This window comes from Streptomyces sp. NPDC002130 (genome assembly GCF_040296465.1).
Taxonomy (GTDB): Bacteria; Actinomycetota; Actinomycetes; order Streptomycetales; family Streptomycetaceae; genus Streptomyces.
Genome location: NZ_JBEOXI010000086.1, coordinates 19,367 through 30,030 on the forward strand (window position 1 = coordinate 19,367; position 10,664 = coordinate 30,030).

Annotated in this window: 8 protein-coding genes; 5 read left to right on the forward strand and 3 right to left on the reverse strand. The window is 71.3% G+C overall.

The window, feature by feature from the left end; all coding sequences use genetic code 11:
- Window positions 1–242: 242 nt before the first annotated feature.
- Window positions 243–2,822: an aminopeptidase N gene (gene pepN / locus ABT116_RS18310; RefSeq protein WP_351634342.1), complete on the reverse strand. Its 2,580-nt coding sequence runs from the start codon at window positions 2,820–2,822 to the stop codon at window positions 243–245.
- Window positions 2,823–2,967: 145 nt separating this feature from the next.
- Here pepN and ABT116_RS18315 point away from each other — a divergent pair, with 145 nt between their 5' ends.
- Window positions 2,968–3,255 carry a hypothetical protein gene (locus ABT116_RS18315; protein WP_351634345.1) on the forward strand — a complete coding sequence of 96 codons (288 nt, stop codon included), beginning with the start codon at window positions 2,968–2,970 and terminating at the stop codon, window positions 3,253–3,255.
- A 5-nt stretch (window positions 3,256–3,260) separates the two neighbouring features.
- Window positions 3,261–3,761 (forward strand): DUF1203 domain-containing protein, encoded by a 501-nt coding sequence (locus tag ABT116_RS18320; RefSeq protein ID WP_351634348.1) that lies wholly within the window; start codon window positions 3,261–3,263, stop codon window positions 3,759–3,761.
- Here the strand turns inward: ABT116_RS18320 and ABT116_RS18325 are convergent.
- Window positions 3,758–4,774: an aspartate-semialdehyde dehydrogenase gene (locus ABT116_RS18325; protein WP_351634351.1), complete on the reverse strand. Its 1,017-nt coding sequence runs from the start codon at window positions 4,772–4,774 to the stop codon at window positions 3,758–3,760. The two genes, ABT116_RS18320 and ABT116_RS18325, sit on opposite strands and share 4 nt — an antisense overlap.
- 359 nt (window positions 4,775–5,133) lie before the next feature.
- Between ABT116_RS18325 and ABT116_RS18330 the strand changes: the two genes are divergently transcribed.
- Together ABT116_RS18330 and ABT116_RS18335 are read left to right on the forward strand one after the other, a co-directional pair.
- Window positions 5,134–5,706: an RNA polymerase sigma factor gene (locus ABT116_RS18330; protein ID WP_351634365.1), complete on the forward strand. Its 573-nt coding sequence runs from the start codon at window positions 5,134–5,136 to the stop codon at window positions 5,704–5,706.
- Window position 5,707: 1 nt separating this feature from the next.
- Window positions 5,708–6,466, forward strand: coding sequence for a hypothetical protein (locus ABT116_RS18335; protein WP_351634354.1), 759 nt, complete (start codon window positions 5,708–5,710; stop codon window positions 6,464–6,466).
- A 60-nt stretch (window positions 6,467–6,526) separates the two neighbouring features.
- Here the strand turns inward: ABT116_RS18335 and ABT116_RS18340 are convergent, their stop codons facing one another.
- Window positions 6,527–9,838 carry a S8 family serine peptidase gene (locus tag ABT116_RS18340; RefSeq protein WP_351634357.1) on the reverse strand — a complete coding sequence of 1,104 codons (3,312 nt, stop codon included), beginning with the start codon at window positions 9,836–9,838 and terminating at the stop codon, window positions 6,527–6,529.
- 225 nt (window positions 9,839–10,063) lie between these two features.
- On the opposite strand from ABT116_RS18340, the gene ABT116_RS18345 reads away from it, so the two are divergent.
- Window positions 10,064–10,522, forward strand: coding sequence for an NUDIX hydrolase (locus ABT116_RS18345; RefSeq protein ID WP_351634360.1), 459 nt, complete (start codon window positions 10,064–10,066; stop codon window positions 10,520–10,522).
- Window positions 10,523–10,664: the final 142 nt, after the last annotated feature.

The window sequence follows — 10,664 nt, forward strand, 5'->3', positions numbered from 1 at the left end:
GGTGGAGGGCAGGCGCAGGGGGTGTCCCCGGTCCGGTCCGCGGCGGACGAGGCGGACGAGGGGCGTTCGCCGTCCGTCTGCGGTGGGTGGAGGGCAGGCGAAGGGGGTGTCCCCGGTCCGTCCGCGGCGGACGGGGCGGACGAGGGGGCGTTCGCCGTCCGTCCGCGGCGGGCGGAAGGCGGACGAAGGGGCGTCCGGTGCACCGGACGCCCCTTCTGTCGCCGAGGGAAGAGCCGCTGGGGTTACTCCCCGGCCGCCGCGTCCGCCCGCTGGGCCCGCAGGGCGCGCTCGACGCCCGCGCGGGACTCCGAGACCAGGCGGCGCAGGGCCGCGCTCGGCTCGGCGGAGTCCAGCCACGCGTCCGTCTTGTCCAGGGTCTCCTGCGAGACCTGGACCGTCGGGTAGAGGCCGACGGCGATCTGCTGGGCCATCTCGTGGGAGCGGGACTCCCAGATGTCCTTGACCACCTCGAAGTACCGGTCCGCGTACGGGGCCAGCACCTCGCGCTGGTCGGTCTGGACGAAGCCGCCGATGACCGCCTCCTGCACGGCGTTCGGCAGCTTGTCGGAGTCGACGACCGACGCCCACGCCTCGGCCTTGGCCTCCGGCGTCGGACGGGCCGCCCGGGCCGTGGCCGCGTGACGCTCACCGGCGGCCGTGCGGTCCCGCTCGTACTCGCCCGCGATCTCCGCCTCGTCGAACCGGCCGACCGCCGCGAGCCGCTGCACGAACGCCCAGCGCAGCTCCGTGTCGACGACCAGGCCCTCGATCGTCTGCGAGCCGTCCAGCAGCGCGTCCAGCACGTCCAGCTGCTCCGGGGTGCGGGCCGTCGCGGCGAACGCGCGCGCCCACGCCAGCTGGTGGTCGCTGCCCGGCGCCGCCGCCCGCAGGTGGGCCAGCGTCGCGTCGGTCCAGCGGGCCAGCAGCGCCTCGCGCGCGGCCGGGTCGGCGTACAGGTCGATCGCCAGCTTCACCTGGCGGTGCAGCGACTGCACGACACCGATGTCGGACTCCTTGCCGATGCCGGACAGCACCAGCGACAGGTAGTCGCGGGCCGCGAGCTCGGCGTCCCGCGTCATGTCCCAGGCCGACGCCCAGCACAGGGCGCGCGGCAGCGAGGACTCGAAGTCGCCGAGGTGCTCCGTGACGAAGGCCAGCGACTGCTCGTCCAGGCGGACCTTCGCGTACGACAGGTCGTCGTCGTTGAGCAGGATCACGGCCGGGCGGCGCTGACCCACCAGCTGCGGCACGGCGGTCAGCTCGCCGTCCACGTCCAGTTCGATCCGCTCCCGGCGCACCAGCTTGCCGCTCGCCTCGTCGAGGTCGTACAGACCGACGGCGATCCGGTGCGGGCGCAGTGTCGGCTCGCCCTTGGCACCGGCGGGCAGGGCCGGGGCCTCCTGGCGGATGGCGAAGGAGCTGACGACCCCGTCGGCGTCCGTCTCGATCTCCGGGCGCAGCACGTTGATGCCGGCCGCCTGGAGCCACTTCTCCGACCAGGTCTTCAGGTCGCGGCCGGAGGTCTCCTCCAGTGCGCCCAGCAGGTCCGACAGGCGCGTGTTGCCGAAGGCGTGGCGCTTGAAGTACGCCTGCACGCCCCGGAAGAACTCGTCCATGCCGACGTAGGCGACGAGCTGCTTCAGGACGCTGGCGCCCTTGGCGTACGTGATGCCGTCGAAGTTGACCAGGACGTCGTCCAGGTCCCGGATCTCGGCCATGATCGGGTGGGTGGACGGCAGCTGGTCCTGCCGGTACGCCCACGTCTTCATGGAGTTGGCGAAGGTCGTCCACGCGTGCGGCCAGCGCGACCCGGGCGCGTGCGCCTGGCAGGCGATGGAGGTGTACGTGGCGAACGACTCGTTCAGCCACAGGTCGTTCCACCACTCCATGGTCACGAGGTCGCCGAACCACATGTGGGCCAGCTCGTGCAGGATGGTCTCAGCGCGCACCTCGTACGCCGCGTCCGTCACCTTCGACCGGAACACGTACTGGTCGCGGATGGTCACCGCGCCCGCGTTCTCCATCGCGCCCGCGTTGAACTCCGGCACGAACAGCTGGTCGTACTTCGCGAACGGGTACGCGTAGTCGAACTTCTCCTGGAACCACTCGAAGCCCTGCCTGGTCACCTCGAAGATGGCGTCCGAGTCGAGGTACTCGGCGAGGGAGGGCCGGCAGTAGATGCCGAGCGGGACGGACTGGCCGTCCTTCTCGTACACGCTGTGCACCGAGTGGTACGGGCCGACGATCAGCGCCGTGATGTACGTCGAGATGCGCGGCGTCGGCTCGAAGACCCAGACGTTGTCCTGGGGTTCGGGGGTCGGCGAGTTGGAGATGACGGTCCAGCCCTCGGGGGCCTTCACGGTGAACTGGAAGGTCGCCTTCAGGTCCGGCTGCTCGAAGCTCGCGAACACCCGGCGGGCGTCCGGCACCTCGAACTGGGTGTACAGGTAGGCCTGGTCGTCGACCGGGTCGACGAACCGGTGCAGGCCCTCACCGGTGTTGGTGTACGCGCAGTCGGCGACGACCCGGAGGATGTTGCGCCCCTGGAGCAGGCCGGGCAGGGCGATCCGGGAGTCCGCGAAGACCTCGGCCGGGTCGAGGGAGTCACCGTTCAGGGTCACCTCCTGCACGGCCGGCGCCACCAGGTCGATGAACGACTCCGCGCCGTTCCCGGCCGTCACATCGAAGCGCACCGTGGTCACGGACCGGTAGGTGCCGCCCTCCTGCGCGCCGGAGAGGTCGAGTTCGATCTCGTACGAGTCAACGGCGAGCAGCTGCGCCCGCTGCTGCGCCTCTTCGCGGGTCAGGTTTGTGCCAGGCACGCGGTCATCTCCTCGTTATGGGTGGGTTGCGTCATCTTTCCACGGCGGCTCGGCGTCAGGCGACGACCCGGGGCTCTGCTAGGGATACCCCTCGCTCGGCGAGGGTCCGGGCGAACGCGCGCACCGCCGCCGACTCCCCGTCCCGGTGCCGCACCAGGCCGAGCGCCGACTCCGGCACGCCCTCCACCGGCACGAACGCCACGTCCTCGCGCCGGTGGTACGCGGCTGGTCCCGGCCGACCGCGATCGTCTGGGGCCGTCTGGTCGACACGGCCATCGCGCTGGGGGCGTTCACCGGCGGCCGGACGGCGGACGCGCTGGGGTTCTCGGTGGTGCCGGGTGTGGGTGGCGCGCCGGCGCTGCCGGCTGTGCTGAGCGCGGGAACGCGACGTCCGGATCCCGCCGGTGAGACGACCTCGCGCGAGCGAGTCTGAGGAGCATGACGACGACCACGTACACCGCACGCGCCATCCCCCCGCGCGCCCTGAAGGAGCTGCGCTCGACGGACGACGCGGGCCGTCCCGCGGCCCCCTTCACCGACACCGAGGGCGGCGCGCCCCTGCGCTGCTGCCTGCGCCGCAGCGAGCCGGGCGAACGCATCGCCCTGGTGTCCTACGCCCCCCTGCGCCGCTGGGCCGCGGAGACGGATGCGACCCCGGGCGCCTACGACGAACAGGGCCCGGTCTTCATCCACGCCGGGGAGTGCGACGGCCCGGCCGACGGCATCCTCCCCTTCACCGAGAGCCACCGCACGGTCCGCCGGTACTCCGCCGAGGGCCACATCCTGGGCGGCCGGCTGGTCGGAGAATCCGGCACCTTCCAGCAGGCCTTCCGGGAAGCGTTCGACGACCCGGCCGTGGCGCTCGTCCACGTCCGGGCCGTCGAGTACGGCTGTTTCCTCTACGAGGTGCGCAGGGGGTTCGAGGAGGGCAGGGACTAGCCCTTCAGCTCCGCCGCCACCAGCTCCGCGATCTGTACGGCGTTCAGCGCCGCGCCCTTGCGGAGGTTGTCGTTGGAGACGAACAGGGCCAGTCCGTTGTCCACCGTCTCGTCACGGCGGATGCGGCCGACGTAGGACGGGTCGTTGCCGGCGGCCTGAAGGGGCGTCGGGATGTCGGAGAGCTCGACACCGGGGGCGTCCTTCAGCAGCTCCGTCGCGCGCTCCGGGGAGATCGGGCGGGCGAAGCGGGCGTTGATCTGGAGGGAGTGGCCGGAGAAGACCGGGACGCGCACGCAGGTGCCGGAGACCCTCAGCCCGGGGATCTCCAGGATCTTGCGGGACTCGTTGCGGAGCTTCTGCTCCTCGTCGGTCTCGTTCAGCCCGTCGTCGACGATGCTGCCCGCCAGCGGCAGCACGTTGAAGGCGATGGGGCGCTTGTAGACGCCCGGCTCGGGGAAGTCGACCGCTTCACCGTCGTGGGTGAGCTTCTCGGCGTCGGCGACGACCTTCTGCGTCTGGCCGTGCAGCTCGGCCACGCCCGCGAGGCCGGAACCGGAGACTGCCTGGTACGTGGCGACGACGAGGGCCTCGAGGCCCGCCTCGGCGTGCAGCGGACGCAGCACCGGCATCGCGGCCATGGTCGTGCAGTTCGGGTTGGCGATGATGCCCTTGGGGCGGTCCTTGATCGCGTGCGGGTTGACCTCGGAGACGACCAGGGGCACCTCCGGGTGCTTGCGCCACGCGGAGGAGTTGTCGATCACCACGGCGCCCTGGGAGGCGACCTTTTCGGCCAGCGCCTTGGACGTGGCACCACCCGCGGAGAACAGCACGATGTCGAGGCCGGTGTAGTCGGCGGTGGAGGCGTCCTCCACCGTCACGCCGTCCAGCTCCGACCCCGCGGAGCGGGCCGAGGCGAACAGGCGCAGCTCGGTGACCGGGAAGTTCCGCTCCGCGAGGATCCTGCGCATGACCGTGCCCACCTGTCCGGTGGCTCCGACGATTCCGACCCTCACGGTGACTCCCTCTCCTGCGTCTCTTCACGTACTCGTTGCTTGGCCGAGGCTTTTCCATCATGCGGCCGACCACGGCCCGCCTGTCCACTTCTTTCCCCGGTCTGCCCGGAGAGTGGGACGGCTCATCCCGCTCCATGGTTGCGGACCTACGGTGTCGACCCCGCTGAGCTGGAGGAATTCGTCCGGCAGGGGTCGTGCGCCGCAAGCTCGCCTGCCCATGCCGGTCCCGGCCACACGGAAGTGTGATGTACGCCTCGGCGGACCGCGACGGCGCTCGCCGGAACTCGGCGGAAAGACCACCGAACGTTCCGGGCCGTCCCGGCGTCGTAGGAGAAACACGGCTAGGGGGGTGGCTTGTGCTGCTGCGCGGGAGGGCCCGGCGCGCCCGGGAGGCGCACGCCGGGTCCGGCGACGTTCCGCTGAGACAGGGCGATCGCCGGAGCGAGACCGATCCGCTGGACGCGGCACAGGAGCGCCGGGTGCGGGCGGTCCTCGCGCTCGGCGGGGTGCCGCAGGCGGACCTGCCGGACGGGGTGCAGCAGGTCCGCCTGCGGCTGCTGGAGCGGGCCGCGAGCGGCCGGGAGGCGCCGCGGGACGTTTCGGCGTGGGCGGCGGTCGTCGCCTCCAACCTCGCGATGGACTGGCACCGGGCCAAGCGCCGCCAGGAGCGGCTCGGGGAGCGGCTGGCCGCCCTGCGCCAGACGGAGCATCCCTCCGGCGAGGACAGCAGCGTGCTGTCCGTCGCCGTCGCCCAGGGCCTGGACGAGCTGCCCGACGCCCAGCGGCAGGTCGTCGTCCTGCGCTTCTACGCCGACCTGCCGGTCCGGTCCATCGCCGAGCAGCTCGGCATCCCGGAGGGCACGGTCAAGAGCCGGCTGCACACAGCGGTACGGGCCCTGCGCGCCCGCCTGCACGAGGACGAGGTGGTGTGACGTGACCGCCCAACAGGACCAGGCCGGGCGCGACGGGGCCGATGCGCTGATGGCGGCGATCACCGGCGAGGCGCCCCCGCGCGAGGCCCGTGCGAGCGAGGCCTTCATGGCCGAGTACCGGGCCGCGACCGCCGACGTGGGGTTGCTGCGCGAGCAGCTGGGCCTCATCGGGCAGGCTCTCGCCGAGCCCTCGGAGGCACCCGGGCCCGAGACCGGCGGCGCCTCCGTGACGCAGCTGCCGGCGCGCCGTAAGCGGCCCGAGCCCCTGGTCGTGGCCCTGAAGGGGCTCGTCGCGGCCGTCGGGGCCAGTCTGGTGATCGGCATGGGCTGGCTCGTCGTCCACAGCGGCGACATGGGCGCCGCGAACGATCAGGGCGGGTCGGCCGCCTCCGACAGTTCCGCCGGCCGGCCGCACACCGAAGGGGGCGCCAAGCTCAGCGACGCCGGGTACCTCGCCTGCGCCCGGATCGTCGTCGAGGGCATCGTCACCGAGGTCGAGACCGTTCCCGGTGCCGGCCAGGACCGGATCACCCTGGACGTGACGCGCTACTACAAGCCCGACAAGGGCCGGGAGCGGATCACCTTCCCCCTGGAGACCGGCGCCGAGCCCTCGCTCCGGGCCGGTGAACACATGCTCGTGGGTATCTCCGGCGAGCGGGCCCACCCGGACCTGTGGGCGATCGGGGAGAAGGAGATCGCCCGCGACCGGGCGTGGATCACCGACGCGCTGCCCGACTCACGCACCCTCCCGTGCTCGTGAGGAGCAGCAAGAGGGGCGGGCGCCCGTACGGACGCCCGCCCCACCGTTGCCGCGATACCGCTACGGCAGAACCTTCTCGATCTTCACGCTGCCCAGGCCCGCGACCGTGCCGCGCGCGTTGACCAGCTGGACCTGGCCGAAGAACTCACGCCCCTCGGGAGCGGCCGCCGCGGCGGTGGCGCTGCCCGAGACCGTCGCGGAGTCGCCCGTGCCGAGCTTCACCGGCGCCGACCCGTCGACGCTGACGCTGCCGAGGGAGGGGGAGAAGAACACGTCCTGGTAGTCGTACTCCGTGGTGCCGGCCGGCACCGAGTAGCCGACGACCTCGATCGAGTACTTCCCGGCGGCCGGGGAGGGGATGGAGACCGACTCCTCCGAGTCACCGTCGGCGGAGCTGCCGACCTGCGTGCCCGACGCGTCGTACACGGCGAGGTCCAGGTCCGCGGCGTTGTCCGAGACCCCGCCGATCGCCACGTCCAGCGACTTCGCGCCCGCGGGCACCTCGACCGTCGTGGTCTGCGTCTCGCCCTGCTTGATCGAGGGGCGGGTCGCTTTGGCCGAGCCCAGCGGGCCGCCCACCAGCTTGCCGTCGAGCGCGGCGAAGCCGTTCGTCACCTTCCAGGAGGCGGCGGCCGGGGTGCCGACCTTCGCCTCGGGCACGGTCACGGTCTCCGGGTCGAAGGCCGCACCGAGGACGGCGACGTCCAGCTTGTACGGGTTGTCGAGCAGCGGCGACGTACGGCGCGACTCGACCTCGATCTCCCAGACGCCGGCCTGCGGGTTCGCGTAGGAACGCACGTCCGGGCGGCAGGTGTTGGCCGGGTTGCTGTAGTTCGGGTAGCAGTTGATCGTCGACGCCGGGTCGGACGGGACGCCGTGCGGGTGGATGGAGATGAACCGGGTCTGGCTCTTGTCCTTCAGCCCGCTCATCGCGACCTCGAGGGCCTTGGCGCCCTCGGGGACCGTGACGAAGTAGTGCTGGGTGCTGTTGCGCTGCACCGAGTCCGACGCGGAGAAGGTGTGCTTCAGCGGCGCGGCGACGACGACCGTGCTGAGGACCTGCTCGTCGATGCCCTCGGTCTTCGGGTCGTCGACCTCGAGGATCGCGCTCTTGATGCCCGCGGACTTCGGCGCGGCCTGGACCTTGACGGTCACCGGCTGGTTCAGCGGCAGCTTCACCTCGTCGGAGCCGACGATGCGGAACGTGCCGCCCGCGTTGTTCTCGAAGTGCAGCTCGTGCCGGATCGCCTTGTCGGCGCCGGACGTACGGGTCAGGGTGATCTCGTACGTCTTCTTCTGCCCGGCCTTCAGGCCGCCCTCACGGTCGTACAGGCCCGTGCCGAAGCCCGGGGTCTTCAGGAACTGGTCGATCGCGGTGTCGACCGGCGCCTTGACCGTGTACGCGTGCGACGTGGCGTCGTCGCGGATGGCGTCCCAGGCGTCGGGGATGTTCATGAGGCCCACGCCCTCCTCGTACGCCTGCACACCCTTGATGTGGTCGGCGGTGGAGGTGAGGGCCGTGCGCAGGGTCGCCGGCGTGAGGTCGATCTTCTTCTGCTTGGCGGCCGAGATCAGCAGCGCCGCGGCACCGGCGGCCTGCGGGGAGGCCATCGAGGTGCCCTGGAGCATCGAGTAGCCGGCCGGCAGGGAGTAGCCCGCCTCGGCGACCGGGGAGCCCGGCAGCCAGGTCTGGGTGGTGTTGATCGCGGCACCCGGGGCGACCAGGGTCGGCGTGAAGCCGCCGTCCTCACGCGGGCCGCGCGAGGAGAACGGCATCATCGCGTACTTCTTCTCCACGACGGAGCCGTAGTTGGCGGCCCAGGTCTCCTTGGAGACGGACGCGCCGACCGAGATGACCTTCTCGGCCAGGGCCGGGTCGCCGATGGTGTTGGCGCCGGGGCCGGAGTTGCCCGCGGAGATCACCAGCTGGACGCCGTAGGTGTCGATGAGCCGCGTGTACAGCTCGGCGCGCGCGTTGTTGCCGTCGTTCAGCGCCGGCAGGCCGCCGATGGACATGTTGACGATGTCGACACCGCGCTTGGTGACGAGGTCGATCATGCCCTCGGTGAGCGCCACGTTGGTGCAGCCGCCGGACCAGGTGCAGGCGCGCGAGGAGACCAGCTTGGCGCCCGGAGCGGCACCGTCCATCTTCCCGCCGAACAGGCCGTTGGCGGCGGTGATGCCGGCGACGTGCGTGCCGTGCTCGGACTCGATGACGCCGATGTTGACGAAGTCGGACTTCTTGCCGACCCAGGTGCCGCCCAGCGGGTCCATCGGGACGTCCTTGCGGATCTCCACGACGAACGGCTGCCGCTCGGCGACGTCGGTCTTCGGGTCGTCGGTGCCGAAGTACCCGACCTGGTGGCCGTCCTTGTACGGCTTCATCGGGGCGTCGTCGGCGAAGTCGTTGTTGTTGTTCAGGTCGACCCGGACCGTGCCGGCCTTGGCGTCGTACAGCACGCCCCAGGCGTCGGTGGTGTCGCCGTCGCGGTTGGCGTCACCCTTGGCGTCGCCGCCGGCCGTGTAGGACTCCTTGAAGAGGCTGACGGCGTAGGAGCCCGCCGGCGCCTTGTACGACTGGCCCTGGTAGGTGAAGGCCGGGCCGGACACGGCCGAGACCATCGGGCGCCAGGTGTTGTCGTTGTCGATGATCGGGTCGGTCGCCGTCACCCAGTCGACGATCTTCCGCTCACCGGTCGTCGTCTTCTGCAGCGCCGGGTGGCCGAGGTCCACGCCGGAGTCCAGGATGCCGATGGTGACACCGCGTCCGTCGGCCTTCGGGTGGTCCTCGACGAAGTCGACCGCGCCCGTCTCGAACGACGGGTTGTACGGGTTCTCGGCCGGGGTCTTCTTCCCCGGTGCCGGGTACGTGCCCTTCGCGGCCTTGGCACCCTTGGTGGTGTCCGCGCTCGGCGTCGGGTCGTCCAGCGGGATCTCCTCGCGCAGGTCGATGCCGTGCACGGAGGACAGCTTCGCGGCGGCGGCGATCGCCGAGTCCGCCTTGGCGGTCGGGACGGTGGCCCGGACGTAGCCCAGCTTGTCGTCGGCCCGGCCCACCGAGCCGCCCTTGACCGCGTCCAGCTGCCCGGCGACCTGCTCGGTCTTCCCGGGCGCGGTGGCGATCATCATCGTGACGGACTTGTCACCGTCGGCCTTGGCCTCCGCGAGCAGATCGGCGTCGTCCGAACCGAGCTTGGCGTGCGCGGACTTGACGCTCGGGTCGGCCGGGGCGTCCGCGCCGGGCCCGTCGGCGGAGAAAGCCAGCGGGATCGGCCCGGCCGCGGAGAGCGCGGCGACGAGACCGGCGGCCACGGCGATGCGTGCCACACGTCTCGGGCCCGATATCTGATCGCGCGGGGTGGGAGGGGTCATCGGCATCCCTTGTAGGTAAAGGAACGAGCGGGAAGCGACCGAGGCCCGATCGGTCCTGGTCGCAGATGGTCCGAACGGCAAGCCCGGACGATCGCACAGCCTTACGCAAGGTGAAGTCCTTTGGGGAGTGTTGACCGAAACGAGATGGATGTATGGGGAAAACCCGCGATGCGATTTGTGGACATCAGTCCCGAAGGTGGCGAAGAAATCGGTTAACGTCCCGGAGTGCGACAGAAGTTGAGGGTGGCGGCCTACGCCATATGCGTCCGCGACGGACAGATCCTCCTCGCCCGCTCGCCCGCCTGGGACGGCACGCCCGAGTGGGTCGTGCCCGGCGGCGGCATGGAGCACGGCGAGGATCCGTACGACACCGTCCGGCGGGAGGTGGAGGAGGAGACCGGGTACCGCATCGAGGTGACCGGGCTGCTCGGCGTGAACTCCTCGCGCCGCGTCTTCCGCAACGGCTTCGGACCCGCCGTCGACCATCACGGCGTCCGGTTCGTCTACGAGGGCCGGATCACCGGCGGCGAACTGCGCAACGAGGTGAACGGCTCCACCGACCTCGCCGCCTGGCACGACCTGGACGCGGTCCCCGGGCTGGTGCGGATCTCGATGGTCGACATCGCCCTGCGGATGTGGCGCGAACGCCCGGCCACCGGACGGCTGGCCGACCTCCAGAACTAGGGCCTGTCGTTTGGATCAGCCCACAGACGCGGGGCCTGGCACGCGCATCTGCGGCGTTGTCGTCGGTCACCGACGCTCCGCGTCGACTCCCTCCTCCGCCTTGCAGCTCCACGCGCCAGGCCCCGCTCACCGGCGTTGAAAG